An 18979-nucleotide genomic window follows, 5' to 3' on the forward strand; every position below is an offset into this window, starting at 1 on the left:
GACGATGCTCATGGGTGCCTCCTGGAAGCGAGACCATGGAGCAAAGGACGTGCGGGCGTTGTGCGGAAAACCGCAAATGTTGTGCTGGATGCCGTAGACAGGCTGGCCGGACAGCACCCCCCTCTGGCCTGCCGGCCATCTCCCCCTCAGGTGGGGAGATTGGACGTCACTTCAGCTTTCGCCAATCTCCAAAGTTGTCGAGTGAGCTTTGCTTGCGAAGCTACCAATCTCCCCCCTTGAGGGGGAGATGGCCGGCAGGCCAGAGGGGGGTGGGCGGGAACTCAGCGTGGAGCGATTAACGCCGCTAGTGCCTCCTCATCACCTTCGGCGCGTGGCCATGCTCCTCCCGGAACGCGCGGGCAAAGCTCGACATCGAGGCGAAGCCGCAGGCCAGCGCCACGTCGCGCACCATCAGCGTCGAATGCGCCAGCAGGTCGGCGGCGCGCTTGAGGCGCAGACGGCGGTAGTAGCCGTTGGGCGAGATGCTGAGTTCGGAGCGGAAATTGCGTTCGAGCTTATCGGAGGAGACGCCGAGCTTGTTGGCCAGTTCCGCCATGCCGAGCCGCTCTTCGACCGCATCCTCCATGATGGCGATGGCCGACAGCACCAGTTCGTTCTGCACGCCGGTCCGCAGCCTGAGCGGCATCAGCTTGCGGTCGACGCTGGAGCGCAGCGGGCTGTGCACGAACCATTCGGCGACGCCGGCCGCAAGCTCGGCGCCATAATCGTTGGTGATGATCTCCAGCATCATGTCGAGACTGCCGACGCCGCCGGCCGAGGTGAAGCGCTTGCGGTCGATGACATAGAGATCGCGCCTGAGCTCGATATCCGGAAACGCTTCGATGAAAGCCCACTGGCTGGTCCAGTGCAAGGTGCAGGCATGGCCGTCGAGCAGGCCGGCCCGAGCCAGGAAGAAGGCGGCATCCGCCACCGCGCCGATATGGGCGCCGCCGCGCAGGCTCCTGCGGATCCAGCTCACCGCATCGTGCGCGACGAGATGATCGGCATCGCCGCCCGAGCAGACGACGACACGATCGACCTTCGGCGCGTCATGGGCGGCAAAGCCGGGCTGGATGACGACGCCATTAGAAGCCTCGACCGGGCCTTCGGTGGCGCCGACGATTATCCAGCGATAGCAGTTCCGCTTCGCCAGCACGTTGGCGGCGCGGAGCGGCTCGATCACCGAGCTGAACGCCATCATCGGAAAGCCAGGGAAGACCAGGACGGCGAAGGTGAGAGGGGCTTCGCTTGCCGTCGGTTGGTTGCGTTGTCGGTTGTTCATAGCTTCCGGAGCCGGGAGGATCGGGTCGCTACAATTCAGGCAGAATTGGCCTGGGTCAACGGAATAGCGTGCGGGGCGCGACACAGAACAATTGTCGCTTGTCGGTGATCCTTCACCCCCCTCTGTCCTGCCGACGTCTCGCAAGGTTTCTTGTTACCGGGCCCAACTCGCCAGCGCCTGATCCAGATCCGCGATCAGATCATCGCCATCCTCGATCCCGGCCGACAAGCGCACCAGCGAATCGGATATCCCGATCTCGGCGCGTTTTTTCGCAGGGATCGAGCCGTGCGTCATCAGTGCGGGGTGCTCGATCAGGCTTTCGACGCCGCCGAGGCTTTCGGCCAGCGTGAACAGTTGCGTGTGTTCGAGGAAACGCTTGGTGCCAGCAAGGTCGCGGTCGAGCTCGATAGTGATCATGCCGCCGAAGGCGTGCATCTGCCGCCTGGCGATGGCGTGCTGCGGATGGCTGGGCAGGCCGGGATAGATAACACGGCGGATGTCGGGGCGGCTTTCCAGCCAGTGCGCGATCTTCTGGCCGTTCGACGAATGACGCTCCATCCTCAGCGCCAGCGTCTTCAGGCCGCGCAGCGCCAGGAAACTGTCGAATGGCCCGGAAATGGCGCCGATGGCGTTCTGCAGGAACTTCAGCCGATCGGCGAGATCCTTGTTGTCGCCGACCACGGCGACGCCGCCGACCATGTCGGAATGGCCGTTGAGGTATTTCGTCGTCGAGTGAACAACGATATCGATGCCGAGCTCCAGCGGCCGCTGCAGATAGGGGCTGCAGAAAGTGTTGTCGGCGACCGACAGCACGCCTTTGCGCCTGGCCAATGCCGCGACGCCTTCGAGATCGACGACACGCAGCAGTGGATTGGTCGGCGTCTCGACCCAGAGCAGCTTGGTTTCCGGGCGGATCGCCGCTTCGACCGCGGCAAGATCAGTGAAGTCAACGAAGTCGACCTGGAGGTTGGCCGAGCGCTTGCGCACCCGCTCAAGCAGCCGAAACGTGCCGCCATAGATGTCGTCGGTGGCGACGATGTGGGCGCCGGAATCGAGCAGTTCGAAAATAGTGGCGATCGCCGCCAGCCCCGAAGCGAAGGCGAAGGCGGCTGTGCCGCTTTCGAGGTCGGCCACAGCGCGCTCGAAGGCAAAGCGGGTCGGGTTCTGGCTGCGGGCATATTCAAAACCCTTGTGCACGCCCGGGCTCTGCTGGCCATAGGTCGAGGTCGCGTAGATCGGCACCATCACCGCGCCCGTCGTCGGGTCGTGGCTCTGGCCGCCATGGATGGTGCGCGTCGAGAAGGCGAGGCGGTTCCTGCCCGATACGGTGGCTTTGACGGTCATCGGGCGCGCCTCAGATGGTTGATCAGGTCGATACGGGTTATCAGGCCAATGAATTCGTCGCCATCGAAGACGATAGCCACCTCGTTGCGGTCGAACACCGGCAGCAGCGCATCCAGCGTCTGGCTGGCCTGCAGCGTGTGCAGGGTAGAGGTCATGGCCGTACTGACCGGGGCCTTGAAGCGGTCCCAGCGGCTGTCATAGGGGCCTTCGACCTTGGCCAGGATATCGCTTTCGTCGATGATGCCGACGAGCTTGCCCTCGTCCAGCACCGGCAGCTGCGAAACATCCGAGCGGCGCATGCGGCCATAGGCGTTGAGCAGGCTTTCGTCGGGGCCGACATACACGGTGTCGCCGGTGCGATGCGAGCGCATCACCAGATCGCGCAAATCGCCATGCTGCTCCTGCTCGGCAAGGCCCTGTTCGGCCAACCAGAAGTCGTCGAACACTTTCGACAGATACTTGTTGCCGCTGTCGCAGACGAAGGTGACGACGCGCTTCGGCACGGTCTGCTCGCGGCAATAGCGGAGCGCCGTCGAAAGCAGCGTGCCGGAAGACGAGCCGGCGAGGATGCCTTCCTTCGAAAGCAGGTCGCGCACCGCCAGCATGCTCTGCTTGTCGGGGATGGAATAGGCCTTCCTGACCAGCGACAGATCGGCATTGGGCGGGACGAAATCCTCGCCGATGCCTTCGACGGTCCAGCTTCCGGCCTCTACCATCTTGCCGGTCTTGATCAAAGGCGCCAGCACCGAGCCGACCGGATCGGCCAAAATCATCTCGGTCTTCGGCGAGACTTTCGCGAAATAGCGGCCGAGCCCGGTCAGCGTGCCGCCGGAGCCGACACCGACGACAACCGCGTCGACGTCGCCTTCGAGCTGTTGGAAGATTTCGGGTCCGGTCGTGGTTTCATGAGCCAGCGGATTGGCCGGGTTGGCGAACTGGTTGGCATAGAAGGCGCCGGGCAGCTCGACGGCGATCTTTTCGGCCATGTCCTGGTAATATTCGGCATGGCCCTTGCCGACATCGGAGCGCGTCATGCGCACTTCGGCGCCGAGCGCGCGCAAATGCTGGATTTTTTCGCGGGACATCTTGTCGGGAACGACGAGGATGATGCGGTAGCCCTTGGGGATGCCGACCTGGGCGAGGCCGAGACCGGTGTTGCCGGCGGTCGCCTCGACGATGGTGCCGCCGGGCTTCAGTCTGCCCTGTTTTTCGGCGGCGGCAATCATCGACAGCGCGATGCGGTCCTTGATCGAGCCGCCGGGATTCTGGCTTTCGAGCTTGATGAACAGCCGGCACTTGCCGATGTCGAATTTGGTCAGCTCGACGACCGGCGTCTGCCCGATCAGATCGAGAACCGAGGCATAGGGCGGGCGCAAGCGGGACGATGCGTCGTCCGGTGCCACGATCTTGTGCTTGCTCATGTCAGATGCTCCGTTGCCAGAATGAGCAACCGCCCTGGAAGACGGCAACCTACCGTCTTTTCCAGCCGTTTGCAGTTGTAAAGAAGATAGATCGTGCCAATCCGGCCGCCAGCAGGGGAATGGAATTTCGCGAAAGCTTCGCCAGCCTCAAGGCTGGGCAAAAGATTTGCAGAACCTGCTTAGGGTTCAGGCGATCGCGGCCTGGGCTTCGATCTCGATCAGAAAATCCGGATTACCGAGGCCGGCGACGCGCAGCACTTTGATGATCGGGGCACGCCGCGGTTTGCCCAGAAGGCCATCCAGGCGCCGAAGGCCGGCCCTATGTCCAGGTCGCCGGCGATATAGACCGAGAGGCTGACGAGGTCTTCAGGCTTTGCCCCACCGGCTTCGAGCACCTTTGCCAGGTTGGAGAGCGCCTAAGCGGTCTGCGCAGCGAGATCGTCCCTGGCGACGATCCGGCCTTGCGCGTCGACCCCATTCTGGCCGCCGACCAGCACGATGCGCGCGGATGGCGGCAGCGACACGCCTTGCGAATAGGCCGGGTTGCTGTGCATGCCCTCGGGGTTCAGCCTTTCGATGGTCACTGCGCTTTTCCTCCTCAGCGAAAACTATACCGCGGCCGCCTGGCCGTCCGTAGGGTCGCACGGCACAGAACGGCAATCGTGCGGCCGTTTCAACGCACCATCTCGTTCGTTGCCGCCGCTGATTCCGCCATGCTACCCGGCGCTGGTCGAACAGCAATGCAAGGAATGGCCGATGAAGATTCTTGCCTATGACAATTTCAAGCCCGGCGTCACGCTCGACGACCTGCGGCCTTATTTGCGCGACGAAGTGTCGAACGTCTGGCGGCTCTGGAAGGCGGGGATCGTGCGCGAGAATTATGCGCGCGGCGATATTGGCGGCGTCATCATCGTCTTCGAGCTCGACAGCGTCGCGGAAGCGCGGCGCTACACCGAGGACTTCCCGCTGTCCAAGGCCGGGCTGCTGGAATGGCACTTCATCGCCTTCGACGCGCCATTGCCGCTGGAATTCCTGTTCGACCCGACCGTCGACATCGCCAAGCCGTGGGACCGGACGGCGGCATGATCCGGTCGCGCGACGGGATCGAAATCCCGGCCAGCCTGGCTGAGTGGTGCGATCCGCGCCGCACGGCGCTGGTGGTCTACGACATGCAGGTCGGCATCTGCCGCCAGGTGGCCGGCGCCGCCACCATCGTCGAGCGCACCGGCACGGTGCTGGAAGCGGCGCGCGTGGCCGGAATGCGGGTGGCGTTCACGCGCCATCTGTCGCTGCCGCGCAAATGGATGGGCGCGACGCAGCTGCGCACCGCCATGGCCTGGCAGCGGCGCGACAGCCCCGACACAGTTGAGCCGTGGTTCCCGCGCGACGCCGAAGCGACGCGGATCGTGCCCGAGCTGGAACCCCGCGATGACGAGGCGGTGTTCGACAAGCTCACGATGTCGGCCTTCGATTCCACCGCGCTCGGCTTTGCCTTGCGCGATTGCGGCGTGCGCACGATAGCGCTCGCAGGCATCGCCATGGAGATCGGCATCGAGCCAACCGTTCGCCAGGCGACCGACAATGGCTTTGTCGCCGTGGTCATCGAGGATGCCTGTGGCTTCGGCAACCGCGAGGCGCGCGACCGCTCGATGGCGACGCTACGCTTCCTCGGCGAAGCCGTTGTCACCGATGTCGCCAGCTTCTGCAGCGCGCTTGCCGGACCGGGTTGAGGACAGTCGGCTTGCTAGAGCGATCCACCCTTTCACGCAAACGTCGAACCGCTCCATCGCTTTGTCTCGCAATTGCGGACAGAAAACCGCTCCGCGCTTCCCGGAATTGATCTAGGTGGCTGCGCTATCGGTGCGAAAACGCACGCCCTCGGCGCGGCCATGCACGCTTCCCCAGTCGTAGAGCGCCTGGAGCGCGGCGGCGAGATCTTCACCGCGCCCGGTCAAGGCGTAGCGCCCCTTGCCGTCGGGCGACATCTCGAGCGTGACGAAGCCGATCTCGACAAGCTCGGCCAGGCGCTGCGTCAGCATCTTGTCCGAGAGCGAGGGGATCAGCCGGCGCAGGTCGGAATAGCGCATCGGCTGTTCCTTGACGTGCGCCAGGATCACCGTCTTCCATTTGCCGCCGAGCGCGTCGAGCGCGAACTCGACCGGGCAGCCGTAGAGTCTTCCGCGTTGGGTCATGCGCCATGGTAGGCAAGGCATGGTGACGACGGAAGCAGAATTCGCCCGGTCATCTGGCCAGGGGTCGCGGCTCACGGCCTCGCCGGCCACAAAATCCAGGGAGGAGAACGAAGATGAGCGTACGCGACGCCAATCCGGTCAACGCGCAACAGCCGAAACGTGTGGCGATCGTCATCGCCAACCCGGCTGTCTCGACCACCACGGGCTGGCCGGTCGGCTTCTGGCGGAGCTAGCTCCCGCACCCCTGGTTCGCCTTCACCGCGAGGTTATGCGGTCGAGATCTTTTCACCCAACGGCGGCGGTCTTGCATCCGAAATTGCGTCAAGACAAAGGGGGCCTTATCCGAGCAATCGCTTGCTTAGCCGCGCACACTGCACGCGAATATCGGGAATGGCGTCGATCTCGAAGAAGGTGCCGCGCGTCAGCGGCCCGACCGCCAAAATCTTGGCCGATACTGTGCCATCGCCGGCGATGACCTCGCAGTCCGCGGTCACATCGAGGCCGAGCCGCAGCGGATCCGGCCGTGCCAGCCCACGGTCGACCAGCGACCGCACCACGCTGTTCGAGGTGGTCGAGATATCCCTGGCGATGCCGGTGCAATCATAGATGCGGGCGACATCGAACCTTTCGAGGCGCTGCGTGTGGCGGGACTGGACCTCTACGGTGTAGCCTGCGGCGATGTCGACGATGCGGCCGGCGACAAGCCGGATGCGGCCGGCCTGCACCGCCTCCGTAACGCGGGCGTAGACTTGCGGCGCCATGCGATGGCGGTGGATGTCCCACCACGCCTTGGTGTGCTCGACAAAGCGGCGCTTGGCCGAGGACGGCCAGTTCTGCCAGATCTTCTGGTTGAAGGGCCTCAGACCGTCGACGACGTCGCGCCAGTCGATGCCGGCCTTCTGGTTTTCCCGGATCAGGTCGCGGAACCAGCCGACGAAATAGGAAAGCTGGGTGCCGAGCGGGATATCGGCAACGTCGAGCTTGATGGGATTGCCCTTGCGATGCGGCGAAGGCAGCAGGCCGCGCCGCGACACCGCGACGATCGCGCCGCGATGACCGCGCTGCTCGAGCGACAGAAAGGCATCGACCATGCTCAACCCCGTGCCCAGCACCAGGACTCGGGCTTCGGGGTCGAGCGCGCTGTCGGCCTCGGATCCCATCCTGATCGCGTGGCCCTGCCCCGCCCCCGGCTCCTCGTCATGGCCGGTCGCCAGCACGGCAAGATGCGCAACCACGCTGGTGCCGTTGGCCAGCGCCACCTCGACGCCGGACGCGGTCGGCGAGATCGACAGGCTCTCCTCGCGGATCAGGCGCAGCCGGCCCGTCTGCTGCTCACGCGCCTCGAGTTCGTCGAGCAGCTCCTTGAGATAGCGGGCGTAGACGCTGCGCGGCGCATAGACCGGTGCCTGTTCCGGCGTTGCCAGGCCGCGTTCAAGTAGCCAGCGCGAGAAATTGCCGGGATCGTCGGCATAGGCGCTCATGCCCAACGCGCTGACATTCAGCACATGGGCTGAGAGCAGCGTTGAATAGGCCATGCCTTGCCCAAAATGCGGGCGTTTTTCGACCAGGCTGACGCGGAGATCGGGATTGGGCGACTTCAGCAGATGCGCGGCAAGCACGACGCCGCTGGCGCCGCCACCGACAATGATGATCGAAGTTGGAATGATCGAATTTGCGCGTCCGGTCATGCGCGCACCAATTGTCTTGGGAGCCATTGGTTCCGGAATTCTCGGGTCAGGCTTTGTTGATTCAGGCCTGGATTTTCAACGGCACCGAAAGGTCTTCGTCGCCGGCGATGTCGCGCATCTCGGCGAGGCTGCGCTGGTCCAGCACCTCGGCGATGGCCTGCCGGACCTCCAGCATCAGATGTCGGACTTGGCATGTCGCCTCGTTGCAATCTTCGCAGCGCTGATACTGGGTGCGGCTGGCGCAAGGAATGGGGGCAAGTGGCCCGTCGAGCACGCGCACGACGTGCCCGACCTTGATCTCGTCCGCTGGGCGCGCCAGGCGATAACCGCCCTCCTTGCCCTTGCGGCTCTGGACGAAACCGGCATTGCGCAATTCGCCAAGGATGGCATCGAGGAACTTTTTCGGAATATTGTTTGCGCGGGCGATGTCGTTGACGAAGGCGAGCTGTCCAACCGGCAGGCGCGCCAGATGAACGAGCGCCTTGAGGCCGTACTTACCTTTTTTCGTGAGCATAACCCGAACGTTTCTCTGTCATGCGATGACCCAAGGCCATCGGTTGCGAAACGCCTGGCGTGCCTCCCCGCCGCGTCCAAGCTGTCACTACAGATAAATTCTAGTGACATGATATACAAGCCAAGAAACGTTGATTTTGTTTCGTTTTCAAGCCGCAATGGCCATTTTGGCCGGGGCTTGTGCCCCTACGAGCACAGGAGCCGCCGCCAATGGGACACCGGCAACTGGCCGGCGACAGGAATGTCCCGACCGGCCGACAGCAGCTTCTGTCCCTGAATTTGAAGGCCAAAGCATGCCGCGCGCGGCAACAAGGAGGGTGGCGTCGCTCATCGTCCTCTCCAATCCTTCAATGTCCATAAGAATACTAGACTTAACCCCGAGCACAGGAAATTCACTTTCAATTGTTCGGCCGTTCGCAGCATGGATTTGCCGGTGACCGGGCCAAAACGGAAAATTCTTGTTTGCGGCTGATGGCGCAATCACCGGTCGCTCCAACGGACAGCGAAGCCAGAGGCGAGGTGGAGCCAAGAAGGCAATTGAGGTGCTGCGCCATTGTTCAAAGCAGCGACGCAGCGGAGACCCGAGGATCGATGCCGCTATACTGACCAATGAATGCAGATCCAATAGTGCGCGCCATTCCGTCTCTGTTTCGGCTGACCTGACCGTCAACAGACCTTAGGCCGAGGCCCGCTGCAGCCGCCATATCCGCCTTCGCGCCGCGCCACTGACGGCTTTTTTCTAACAAGACGGCAATGGTTGGAAGGATTTAACTCTACAAGCCTTATAGACTTAGCTGACTATGAGGGAGCGATCCGATTTTTCTCTTTTCAAGGAGCCTTTCATGTCCACTATTTCGCGACGCGTCGTTCTCCTGTCCTCGGCGGTTCTGGCTGGTGCCGGCTTTCTCGGCCCAGCCCATGCGAAGGACCTCAAGATCACTATCGGCTACCAGACGGTCGTCGAACCCTCGAAGGTGCCGCAGGCCGACGGCGCCTATGAGAGCGCGACCAAGGCGGCAATCGACTGGCGGAAATTTGATTCCGGCGCCGACGTGATCGCCGCCGTCGCTTCCGGTTCGGTCGACATCGGTTATGTCGGCTCGAGCCCGCTGGCGGCGGCGGCGAGCCGCGAGCTTCCCATCCAGACCATCTTCATTGTCGGGCTGATCGGCGAATCCGAGGCCCTTGTCGCCCGCAACGGCGCCGGCATCGAGAAGGTCGCCGACCTTGCCGGCAAGAAGGTGGCGGTACCCTTCGTCTCGACGACGCATTACAGCCTGCTTGCGGCGCTGAAGCATGAGGGTGTCGAGCCGAAGTCGGTCGATATTCTCAATCTGCGGCCACCGGAGATCGCGGCGGCATGGGCGCGCGGCGACATCGACGCCGCCTATGTCTGGGATCCGGCACTCGGCCAGATCAAGACGTCGGGCAAGGTCGTGCTGGATTCCTCGCAGGTCGCCGCCTGGGGCGCGCCGACTTTCGACGCCTGGATCGTGCGCACCGACTTCGCCGAAAGGAACCCGGAGGCGGTGCGCGACTTCGTCAAAGTGACGGGCGCTGCCTATGCCGAATTCCTGGCCAAGCCGGATCAATGGTCGGTGTCCTCGCCGCAAGCGGCCAAGATCGCCAGGATCACCGGGGCCAAGCTCGAAGACGTGCCGCAACTGCTGAGGGGCTATGTCTTCCCGACGCTCGAGGAGCAGGCCTCGGACAAGTTCCTCGGTGGCGGCACGGTCAAGGCAGTCGAGGCGACGTCGGCCTTCCTCAAGGAGCAGGGCAAGATCGACGCCGTGCTGCCGGATTATTCGAAATACGTGTCGTCGAAATATGTCGGCGAGGCGCTTGCCTCGAATTAGCGACCGCTCAATGCGCGCGTCCTCCCTTCCCTGACGCGCGCGTTGCCTGCAGATTCAGAATATCGGCGACGCCACATGACGCATCTCCTGCTCGACAAAGTCTCGATTCATTATGAAGGCCAGCCGGCGCCGGCCGTCGAACGCGTGTCGATTGACGTCGCCAAGGATGACTTCGTTGTCCTGGTCGGCCGCTCCGGCTGCGGCAAGACCTCGCTGCTCAATGTCGCTGCGGGCCTGGTCGAGCCTGTGCGCGGCAGCGCCACGGTAGGCGGCAGGCCGATCACGGCGCCAGGCTCGGACCGCGCCGTCGTGTTCCAGAACGACGCGCTGTTTCCGTGGCTGACCGCGCGGGAAAATGTCGCCTTTGCGCTCAGGCTGCGCGGCGTCGGGCCAAGTGAACGGGCGCGGCGCGCCGATGCGCTGCTGGCGCTGGTGAAGCTCGACGGTGCCGGCGACAAGCGCATCTGGGAGCTTTCCGGGGGCATGCGCCAGCGCGTCGGCCTGGCCCGGGCGCTGGCGGCCGAGCCGCAATTCCTGCTGCTCGACGAGCCGCTGGGCGCGCTCGATGCGCTGACACGGGAACGCATGCAGACAACGCTGCTCGATCTGTGGACGGCAAGCAATGTCGGCGTGCTGATGGTGACGCACGGCATCGAGGAAGCGCTGGTGCTCGCAACCCGCATCATTGTGCTGGCTCCCGACCCTGGGCGGGTGGTGCGGAGTTTCGAAACCGGCTTCAGCCGGCGCTATGCAGCCGGCGAGGCCATTCGCAGCATCAAGGCCGATCCCGCCTTCGCCGCGGCGCGCGGCGAGCTGACCGATGCGATCTTCGAAGGAGAGGCAGCATGACCGTTACCTCCTATACCGAGCGGCCGCAGCGCTCCAAGGCCGACGACGGAGCCGACGCGCTGTCCGTGCCATGGTCGCGGTCGCGGCCGAGACGCAGCCGCGTTTCGGCCCGCATGGTCAGCGCGATCACTGTTCTGGTGGTGCTGGCGGCGTGGGCACTGTCGGCCCGCCTGCAATTGGTGTCGCCGGTTTTCCTGCCGTCGCCCGTGGCAGTCTGGAACAAATTTGTCGTCGTCGCCCGTGACGGCTTTGTCGACGCGACGCTGCTCCAGCATATCGCCGCCAGTCTGTGGCGGGTATTTGCAGCGCTGATCGCGGCCGTTTTCGTCGGCGTTCCCATCGGGCTGGCTATCGGCATCAGCATCATAGGGCGCGGCATCTTCGATCCGCTGCTCGAATTGCTGCGGCCGATCCCGCCGCTGGCCTATCTGCCACTAATCATTATCTGGTTCGGCATTGGCGAGCCGTCCAAGATCCTGGTGATTGCCATCGCCATGCTGGCGCCGGTCGCGCTGTCGACGGCATCGGGTGTTCGCGGCGTCTCGCAGGAACGCATCAATGCGGCACGCGCGCTTGGCGCGACCCGCACGCTGCTTGTCCGGCACGTGATCCTACCCAGCGCACTGCCCTCGATCCTGACCGGCCTGCGCATCGCGCTTGGCGCCGGCTGGTCGACGCTGGTTGCCGCCGAGCTGGTGGCGGCGACGCGCGGGCTCGGCTTCATGATCCAGTCCGCCGCCCAGTTCCTCGTCACCGACGTGGTGGTGATGGGCATACTGGTGATCGCGGCCATTGCCTTCGTGCTCGAATTCATCATCCGCAGGATCGAGCGGGTGCTCGTCCCGTGGGCGGGGCGGGAGTGACCGGATCGGAGACGTGACGATGCCCCATTCCACCGCTGTGCTGCTTGCGCGTTTCGGCCATTGGCTCCGCCTGATCAAGGCCGGAGACAAACAGCCGCCTGAGGACGAACGCAAAGCGCCGACGCCGGTGCATCTGGACGCGGAGCGCAACCGCTTACCGCCGCGCGACGAAAGTTTCTACTGGGGCTGGCAATACTGGTCGCGGTGACCGGCCGCCACAGGTCCGCTGTGCGCTGCTCTGGCGGGAGCCTGAGGATCGACGCCTGCTCAAACGCGCGAACGGTTCGCCCAGGCCAGGCCGGCCAAGCCAACCAGCGCGGTGACGATGCCGACATAGAGCCATTGCGACTGGCCGGTCATGAAGCTGCCGCCGATAAGGCCGATGCCTTGCAATGACCACAGCACGCCGATGGCGAGCACAATCAACGCCAGCAGATTTTTGATCAATCTCATTGCTAAAACTCCTTTCCAAGTCGATCATCGGCCGCGCTCCTGCCGGAATGGAACAGCGAAAGAAGCGGCCCGGTCAGGCCAACTTCTACTTAGATGCAAATCTCTGATCTTGTGCAAGACGTGCTGAGGTCGATGCGAAGATCATCAAAGAAGCTGTGCCTTGCTGCGGAAACTCTCTGACAAATTGTTTCGCACCGACTCCAAACGTGTAACATTGTCATGGAACCGACAGATCATTGCCGCATTTGCTGCCTCATTCGCCTCTAACCGCTGCGGGTCTGTCAACGGAGCCAGTCCCCAACACATGAACAAAAGCAACCAGACCGCGCTTGCCGCGGCCATGATCGCGGCTGGCCTGATGGTCGGCGCATCCACTGCCAGCGCCGCCGCTCAGTGCGGCCGTGCCTCCTGGTACTCACTGCATTCCAGAACCGCTTCCGGCGAACGCATGAACCCGTCGGCGCTGACCGCAGCGCATCGCAGCCTGCCGTTCGGCACCAAGCTGAAGGTGACCAACCGCAACAATGGCCGCAGCGTCGTCGTGCGGATCAACGATCGCGGCCCGTTTATCAGGGGCCGCGTGCTCGATCTGTCGAAGGGCGCCGCCAGCCAGCTCGGCTTCATCAGCTCGGGCCATACCGCCGTCTGCATGGCACGCGTCTAACAGTCAGAGCGCCAGGCCGGACACCTCCTCCGACGATCGCACCGATAGGCGTACCCTTGGCTACGCCTTCGCAGGTGCACATTGAGCCGGCTGTTGCCGTTGAAGGCGGATTCCCAACATCTTGGACGAAAGAATGAGCATAAATCACGCAAGTTGACGTATTGCATCGCAGCAAATTGTTGCTAACCTCCCGCAAGACAAGGCTCGGCGCTGCTCGTCGGCCCTTCGATCGCAGTCGGCAGCGGGGTTCTCGATGTTCTACCAGCTTTACGAACTGAACCATGCCGCCTTGCAGCCGGCCCGCCTCTATGCCGATGCGGTGCGCCTGTTCTACTCCAATCCGCTCAATCCGGTTTCACACACGTCCTGGGGCCGCTCGGTCGCGGCAACGGCCGAATTGTTCGAACGCACGACACGCCGCTACGGCAAGCCGCAATTCGGCCTGACCAAGACCGTGGTCGACTGGAAAACCGTCGAGGTCAGCGAACGCACCGTCTGGTCGCGGCCGTTCTGCAATCTGGTCCGTTTCGAGCGGGCTGTCCCGGCCGGGCGCCGGCCGGATCCGAAGCTGTTAATCGTCGCACCGATGTCGGGCCACTATGCGACGCTGTTGCGCGGCACGGCCGAGGCGATGCTGCCCTATGCGGACGTGCATATCACCGACTGGGTCGACGCCCGGATGGTGCCGCTTGCCGACGGCAGCTTCGACCTCGACGACTATGTCGACTACATTGTCGACATGCTGCATGCGCTGGGACCCGACACCCACGTGATGGCGGTGTGCCAGCCGTCGGTGCCGGTGCTGGCGGCGGTGGCGCTGATGGAAGCCAAGGGCGATCCTTTCGTGCCCTCGACGATGACGCTGATGGGCGGCCCGATCGACACGCGCCGCAACCCGACGGCGGTCAATTTGCTGGCCCAGGAAAAGGGCATCGACTGGTTCCGCGACAACGTCATCATGCGCGCGCCCTGGCCGGTGCCGGGCTTCGGCCGCGAGGTCTATCCCGGTTTCCTGCAGCTTTCGGGTTTCATGAGCATGAACCTGGATCGCCACATCATCGCCCACAAAGACTTCTTCATGCACCTGGTGAAGCATGACGGCGACAATGCCGAGAAGCACCGGGAATTCTATGACGAATACCTGGCGGTGATGGATCTGACGGCAGAATTCTACCTGCAGACCGTCGATACCGTCTTCGTCCGCCAGGCCTTGCCCAAGGGCGAAATGACGCATCGCGGTGTGGCGGTCGACCCTTCGGCGATCCGCAATGTCGCCCTGTTCACCGTCGAGGGCGAGAACGACGACATCTCCGGCCTTGGCCAGACCAAGGCGGCGCACGACCTCTGCATCAACATTCCGGCCGACAGGCACGCCCATTACATGCAGCCGGCGGTCGGCCATTACGGTGTGTTCAACGGCTCGCGCTTCCGCTCCGAAATCGTGCCGCGCATCGTCGATTTCATTACCAGCTACGGCCGCCAGAACCGTGTTGCGGTGAAGCCCAAGCTGGTCAGGACCGGCAAGAAATAGGCGACCAGCGATGATGCCCGTCAATCCGCATCAGGTCGGTCAATGCCAAAATCATCGGTTGGCGGGGCCGTGCGGCCGGTCGACCTGTTGCACAATAGTCGCGTTGGCGCCACGCAGGTAACCATGCCGCAAAAATCAATCCATCCTCATAATTGACACCGACTGTAAATACCCCTTAACGTTTCGTTAACAACAAGGGACAAGCGGGGACAATGATTTCCTCACCAATGGCGAGAACGCTACGCCTGTGCGCGCTGGCTGGACTTACTGTGGCGGCAGGTTGGGCCAGTTCGGCCTCGGCAGCCAGCCCGATGATAACAGGTGGTCCGACGTCGCAGCCGATCGGCCATTATGATTTCTGCAAGACCTACCCGTCGGAATGCTCGATCCGCCCGAAGGATCTGTCGCCCGCCAGCATGACCGGCTCGCTGTGGCGCAAGCTGCTCAGCGTCACGGTAAAGGTCAACGCCGCCGTCAAGCCTGAGAGCGACTTCGACATCTACGGCAAGGACGAGGTCTGGGCCTATCCCGACAAGGGTGTCGGCGACTGCGAGGACTATGTCCTGGAAAAGCGCCGTGAGCTGAACCGGCTGGGCGTCTCGTTTGCCGATCTGCTGATGACCGTCGTGCGCAAGCCGGATGGCGAAGGCCACGCCGTGCTGACGGTGCGCACCGACAAGGGCGACTACATCCTCGACAATCTGACCGACCAGGTCCGTTCCTGGGACCAGACCGGCTATCGTTTCCTCAAGCGGCAGGCGATCGACAATACCGGCCGTTGGGTCTCGATCCGCGGCGGCCAGCAGGTTCTGGTCGGCTCGGTCCAGTAACAAAGCAACTCATTTCGGCCGGTTCAGCGCGGCGCGGAGCGACGCAATGATGCGGCGAAGCTCGGCTTCGTCGAGCTTTTCGATGTTGTCGGCCAGGAGATTGGCAAGCTCGGTCGCCGCCGGGCTAAGGCCGGACGTGTCGAGCCTGACGCGCGGATGCGAGGTTTGGGCCAACCGCGCCAGTTCCTCGGCGTCGTCCCAAATGATGTTGAAATAGCCGATGATCTTCTGGATCAGCGTCCAGCTCGGCGCACCGCGGCGGCCGTGTTCGAGCGCCGAGAGATAGGCTGCGCTGACGCCGATCGCCTTGGCCATGTCCTTCTGGGTGACGCCGCGCTCGTTTCGCAGCACGCGAAGCTTTTCGCCGAACGGGGTCACGAGCACATCCTCATTGGCGCATCCTCATGGGCGCATCCTCAAGAGCGCGCCCGCCGCAGACGGACGTAAAGCGCGCCCGAGCCGCCATGATTGCGGGCGGCATGGTCGTGGCTGGAGACAAGGGGCCGGAAGGCGGGCGTCGACAGCCATGACGGCACGGCGCGTCGCAAGACGCCGTCGCCGCCCGACGAAGAGCCCTTGCCGGTGATTACCAGGACATAGCGGATGCCGCCGGCATGCGCCCGGTGCAGGAAGGAAAACAGCAGCGAATAGGCTTCGTCCTGGGTCAGGCCATGCAGGTCGACGCGGCCCTCGATCGGCAGCCGGCCCTTCGACAGCTTGTCCAGCGTCGGTTCGTCGAGTGCGTGGGAAACATGCTGCGCCTTCGGTTTCGCGACCGCGGCAGCATTGCCCGCGACCTGTGCCGGCGGCGGCACCTGCCTGGTTTCGTCGATCTCCGGCCCAAGCTTGGGAATATCGACGGCGATCTTGCCCTTCAGCGGCTTTGCCGTGCGCGCCACCAGGTTCCACAGGACCCGGTCGTCCTCGCTCAGCCTGTCGATGCGCCGGGTCATCGGTCTGCTCCTGAAACCAGCGGCCGGGGGATCAGCGCATAAAAATCGGCGGCGTTGCGGATAACGCCGGCGATCTCGCCGGCCGCATCGCCCGACCCAGCGAACAGATCGCCGCGGGCCGGCCCGATGATCGCTGAGCCGGTGTCCTGTGCGATCATCAGCCGCCGGAACGGTTTTTCGTCGAAGGCGGTCAGCGACGGCGCATCGATATGGAAGGGCGTGCCGAACGTGTGCAGCAGCCGGTCGACGGCGATCGAGCGGCAGGGTGTCAGCGGCACCTTGGCGGCAGCGACCGGGCCGAGCTCCGGGTCGTCGACGCCCATCTCGCGGAAGAAGATGTAGGAGCGGTTGCGCCAAAGGATCTCGTCGACGCGCTCCGGACGCGCCTTGAGCCAGGCACGGATCGACTGCATCGTCACTTTTTCCAGCGGGATCTCGCCTTCGTCGCTCAGGATCTTGCCCGGTCCGGTAAAGCGCTGGCCGGATTTGGCGGCATAGGTGACGCGGCAAAGCTCCCCGTCGGTCATGTTGAGCCGCGCCGCGCCCTGCACGTGGATGAAGAAGGCATCGACCTTGTCGGCGAGCCAGGCGATTTCCAGGCCTTGTCCAGCGAGCGCGCCGCGTTCGATCTCGCCGCGGTCGAAATATTCGACCGGGTCGTTCGGCGCCGCACGAGCGAAGGCAAGATAAGGATCCATGCCGGAAGGACGATTGCCATCGTCGATGTCGACAAGGTCGGCCGGGCGGGTTAGCAACGGCACCGAAAATCGTCGCGTGCGCACCGGCGAGGCGTCGACCTCCGGCTCGTAGAAGCCGGTGACGAGGCCTGGGCCGCCGTTTTCCGCCCCTATATGGGCCGGCACAAAGTAGCGCTCGAAGAAGCTTCGGGCCTCCAACCGATTCGCCGGCGAAACGGTGCGCGCTGCGGCATAGGCTTCGGCAAAGGCGCCGAAATCGACGCCGAGCGCGCCGGAGCGGTAGGGTTTCGTCAGGACATGAAAGGCCGAGCGGCGAAAGGCGTCAAAGGCAGGGAGTTGGTCGTCCTCGTCCCAGCCCGGCAATTCGCCAAAGGACTTTTCGCTGAAGACTCGAGAAAGCGACACGACAGCCCCCGCCGCCGTCCAGTTCAGTCTTCTTCTTCGGTGGCGACGAGCTTCCAGTTCGGATCGCGCGAGCGCGCGTCACGAGCGAAGGTCCAGACGTCCTTGACCTCGGCGACGGTCTCGGGATCGCCGTCAATGACGGCGCCGGCCTTGTCGCGGGTCGCTGAAATCAGTTCGCTGACAATGCGCAGCGTGATGTGCGCCTCGCTGCCCTTCATCTCGGCCGAAACGATGTCGGCCTTGTCGATGCCGACGAAGGAGGACTGGATTTTTTCGGCTTTTGCCTCGCGGTCGCCGATGGCCGCGACAAAGCCGTCATAGACCTCGCGCGACAAAAGGTTCTTCAAGGTTTTGCGGTCGCCATCGGCGTAGGCCATGACGATCATCTCATAGGCCATCTTGGCGCCGTCGACGAAGGTCTTCGGGTCGAAGGTCGGATCATTGTCCTTGATCGCCCGCAGGCCCCGGTTGAGATCTGTGTCGGGCTTGGCAAAGGCGTCGATCGCCGTATAGGCATCGGCCGCCGGCTCTCCCGCCAGCCGCTTGCGCGGCAGCGAAACCACGTTCTCGGGTTTCTGGGCGGCATCCTTGTCGTTCTTGCGCCCTGCCGTATATGGATCGAAGGGCGGGCGTTCGTTGCCCGTGCGTCGGCCAAGCACGTTGCGCAGCTGGAAGAAGATCACCACCGCCGCAATCAGAAAGAAAATTGTGCCGAAGTCGAAGAAGCCCATATCTTGCGCCAATCAATCCCTGCTTTGGCCGGACCAGCGGCCAAGCAAGGGCCGCGATCACATAGCGTTCAGTATCCAAAGCATATAGAACGCATGGCGCAATCATTCAAATCAAAGGCAGCCATACCTATCTAACAGCTCTGGTGCCAGCGGCGATTGCTCGCCGGCCGGCAAAACATCGAAACGATCGGTCAAGATTTGCGTATCTCGCTGCTTCCCCTGTTTGTTCTTGCGCTTCCGCTGCTGGAGATAGCCGGTTTCGTCATTGTCGGCCGCCAGATCGGCGCGCTGGCGACGGTCGGGCTGGTGCTGGCCTCGAGCGTCGCCGGCGCCTTGCTCCTTCGACACCAGGGTTTTGGCGTCATGGCCAGGGTCCGTGCCGAAATGGATGCCGGCCACGATCCGAGCCGCCAGCTTGCGCACGGCGCCATGATCGTTCTGGCCGCGATCCTTTTGATCATCCCCGGCTTCATCTCGGATATTTTCGGCATTCTACTGTTCCTGCCACCGGTGCGCGATCTTGCCTGGCGGATGCTGAAAGGCCGCATCGTGCTGGCCACCGATTTCGGCGTTGGTTTGCGGGCAAGGCAACGCGGCAAGACCATCGATCTCGACGACGGCGACTATTCGCGCGCCGACGACCATGCGCGCGGGCCTGACTCTCCCTGGCGCCGCCTCAAGGACGAGTAGCCGCAAGGCAACCGGC

The 18979-nt window shown here is 63.6% G+C and carries 22 protein-coding genes; 10 read left to right on the forward strand and 12 right to left on the reverse strand.

What is annotated here, in order from left to right; all coding sequences use genetic code 11:
- Window positions 1-304: 304 nt before the first annotated feature.
- The 4 genes from NKH89_RS34600 to NKH89_RS34615 all read right to left on the reverse strand — a co-directional run bounded on the left by NKH89_RS34600 (window position 305) and on the right by NKH89_RS34615 (window position 4631).
- Window positions 305-1282, reverse strand: coding sequence for a GlxA family transcriptional regulator (locus NKH89_RS34600; protein ID WP_352911761.1), 978 nt, complete (start codon window positions 1280-1282; stop codon window positions 305-307).
- A gap of 153 nt (window positions 1283-1435) precedes the next feature.
- Complete coding sequence (locus NKH89_RS34605) at window positions 1436-2626, reverse strand: cystathionine gamma-synthase (RefSeq protein WP_352911763.1); 1191 nt, start codon at window positions 2624-2626, stop codon at window positions 1436-1438.
- Window positions 2623-4047 (reverse strand): pyridoxal-phosphate dependent enzyme, encoded by a 1425-nt coding sequence (locus NKH89_RS34610; RefSeq protein WP_352481345.1) that lies wholly within the window; start codon window positions 4045-4047, stop codon window positions 2623-2625. Before NKH89_RS34610 ends, NKH89_RS34605 begins: the two co-directional genes overlap by 4 nt.
- A gap of 416 nt (window positions 4048-4463) precedes the next feature.
- Window positions 4464-4631, reverse strand: coding sequence for a hypothetical protein (locus NKH89_RS34615; protein ID WP_352481344.1), 168 nt, complete (start codon window positions 4629-4631; stop codon window positions 4464-4466).
- A 172-nt stretch (window positions 4632-4803) separates the two neighbouring features.
- Between NKH89_RS34615 and NKH89_RS34620 the strand changes: the two genes are divergently transcribed.
- Window positions 4804-5133 carry a hypothetical protein gene (locus NKH89_RS34620; protein WP_023718782.1) on the forward strand — a complete coding sequence of 110 codons (330 nt, stop codon included), beginning with the start codon at window positions 4804-4806 and terminating at the stop codon, window positions 5131-5133.
- Window positions 5130-5777 carry a cysteine hydrolase family protein gene (locus tag NKH89_RS34625; RefSeq protein WP_352481343.1) on the forward strand — a complete coding sequence of 216 codons (648 nt, stop codon included), beginning with the start codon at window positions 5130-5132 and terminating at the stop codon, window positions 5775-5777. Before NKH89_RS34620 ends, NKH89_RS34625 begins: the two co-directional genes overlap by 4 nt.
- Before the next feature lie 111 nt (window positions 5778-5888).
- Here the strand turns inward: NKH89_RS34625 and NKH89_RS34630 are convergent, their stop codons facing one another.
- From NKH89_RS34630 to NKH89_RS34640, 3 genes are all read right to left on the reverse strand, one after another.
- Entirely contained in the window at window positions 5889-6239 is a 351-nt protein-coding gene (locus NKH89_RS34630; protein ID WP_352481342.1) for a winged helix-turn-helix transcriptional regulator, read from the reverse strand.
- A gap of 338 nt (window positions 6240-6577) precedes the next feature.
- Entirely contained in the window at window positions 6578-7927 is a 1350-nt protein-coding gene (locus NKH89_RS34635) for an FAD/NAD(P)-binding protein (RefSeq protein WP_352481341.1), read from the reverse strand.
- A gap of 61 nt (window positions 7928-7988) precedes the next feature.
- Entirely contained in the window at window positions 7989-8441 is a 453-nt protein-coding gene (locus NKH89_RS34640) for an RrF2 family transcriptional regulator (protein WP_352592220.1), read from the reverse strand.
- 841 nt (window positions 8442-9282) lie between these two features.
- Here NKH89_RS34640 and tauA point away from each other — a divergent pair.
- The 4 genes from tauA (at window position 9283) to NKH89_RS34660 (ending at window position 12216) form a co-directional block, all read left to right on the forward strand.
- On the forward strand, window positions 9283-10296 hold the full coding sequence (gene tauA, locus NKH89_RS34645; RefSeq protein ID WP_352911766.1) for a taurine ABC transporter substrate-binding protein: 1014 nt from the start codon (window positions 9283-9285) through the stop codon (window positions 10294-10296).
- A 75-nt stretch (window positions 10297-10371) separates the two neighbouring features.
- On the forward strand, window positions 10372-11145 hold the full coding sequence (locus tag NKH89_RS34650; protein ID WP_352481338.1) for a taurine ABC transporter ATP-binding protein: 774 nt from the start codon (window positions 10372-10374) through the stop codon (window positions 11143-11145).
- Entirely contained in the window at window positions 11142-12008 is an 867-nt protein-coding gene (locus NKH89_RS34655) for an ABC transporter permease subunit (protein WP_352911768.1), read from the forward strand. Before NKH89_RS34650 ends, NKH89_RS34655 begins: the two co-directional genes overlap by 4 nt.
- A 19-nt stretch (window positions 12009-12027) precedes the next feature.
- A complete protein-coding gene (locus tag NKH89_RS34660) occupies window positions 12028-12216 on the forward strand; it encodes a hypothetical protein (protein WP_023718773.1) in 189 nt (62 codons plus the stop codon).
- Window positions 12217-12275: 59 nt separating this feature from the next.
- Here the strand turns inward: NKH89_RS34660 and NKH89_RS34665 are convergent, their stop codons facing one another.
- Window positions 12276-12461 carry a hypothetical protein gene (locus NKH89_RS34665; protein WP_023718772.1) on the reverse strand — a complete coding sequence of 62 codons (186 nt, stop codon included), beginning with the start codon at window positions 12459-12461 and terminating at the stop codon, window positions 12276-12278.
- 304 nt (window positions 12462-12765) lie between these two features.
- On the opposite strand from NKH89_RS34665, the gene NKH89_RS34670 reads away from it, so the two are divergent.
- From NKH89_RS34670 to NKH89_RS34680, 3 genes are all read left to right on the forward strand, one after another.
- Window positions 12766-13125, forward strand: coding sequence for a septal ring lytic transglycosylase RlpA family protein (locus NKH89_RS34670; RefSeq protein WP_352481336.1), 360 nt, complete (start codon window positions 12766-12768; stop codon window positions 13123-13125).
- 253 nt (window positions 13126-13378) lie between these two features.
- Window positions 13379-14656 carry a polyhydroxyalkanoate depolymerase gene (locus NKH89_RS34675; RefSeq protein WP_352481335.1) on the forward strand — a complete coding sequence of 426 codons (1278 nt, stop codon included), beginning with the start codon at window positions 13379-13381 and terminating at the stop codon, window positions 14654-14656.
- Between the two features lie 212 nt (window positions 14657-14868).
- Window positions 14869-15486, forward strand: coding sequence for a transglutaminase-like cysteine peptidase (locus NKH89_RS34680; protein ID WP_023718769.1), 618 nt, complete (start codon window positions 14869-14871; stop codon window positions 15484-15486).
- 9 nt (window positions 15487-15495) lie between these two features.
- Here the strand turns inward: NKH89_RS34680 and NKH89_RS34685 are convergent, their stop codons facing one another.
- Genes NKH89_RS34685 through NKH89_RS34700 form a run of 4 tightly spaced genes read right to left on the reverse strand, consistent with a single transcriptional unit; the run spans window position 15496 to window position 18273 of the window.
- Complete coding sequence (locus NKH89_RS34685; RefSeq protein ID WP_352495417.1) at window positions 15496-15864, reverse strand: helix-turn-helix domain-containing protein; 369 nt, start codon at window positions 15862-15864, stop codon at window positions 15496-15498.
- A 38-nt stretch (window positions 15865-15902) separates the two neighbouring features.
- Window positions 15903-16439, reverse strand: a complete 537-nt coding sequence (locus tag NKH89_RS34690; RefSeq protein WP_352481333.1) for a Smr/MutS family protein — start codon at window positions 16437-16439, stop codon at window positions 15903-15905.
- On the reverse strand, window positions 16436-17542 hold the full coding sequence (mltA, locus tag NKH89_RS34695) for a murein transglycosylase A (RefSeq protein ID WP_352481332.1): 1107 nt from the start codon (window positions 17540-17542) through the stop codon (window positions 16436-16438). The genes NKH89_RS34690 and mltA overlap by 4 nt, the downstream gene beginning before the upstream one ends.
- Before the next feature lie 23 nt (window positions 17543-17565).
- On the reverse strand, window positions 17566-18273 hold the full coding sequence (locus NKH89_RS34700) for a Tim44/TimA family putative adaptor protein (protein ID WP_023718765.1): 708 nt from the start codon (window positions 18271-18273) through the stop codon (window positions 17566-17568).
- A 198-nt stretch (window positions 18274-18471) separates the two neighbouring features.
- Here NKH89_RS34700 and NKH89_RS34705 point away from each other — a divergent pair, with 198 nt between their 5' ends.
- Complete coding sequence (locus tag NKH89_RS34705) at window positions 18472-18963, forward strand: FxsA family protein (protein WP_023718764.1); 492 nt, start codon at window positions 18472-18474, stop codon at window positions 18961-18963.
- Window positions 18964-18979: the final 16 nt, after the last annotated feature.

Source organism: Mesorhizobium sp. M0923, from assembly GCF_040319365.1.
In the GTDB taxonomy this organism is placed as follows: domain Bacteria; phylum Pseudomonadota; class Alphaproteobacteria; order Rhizobiales; family Rhizobiaceae; genus Mesorhizobium.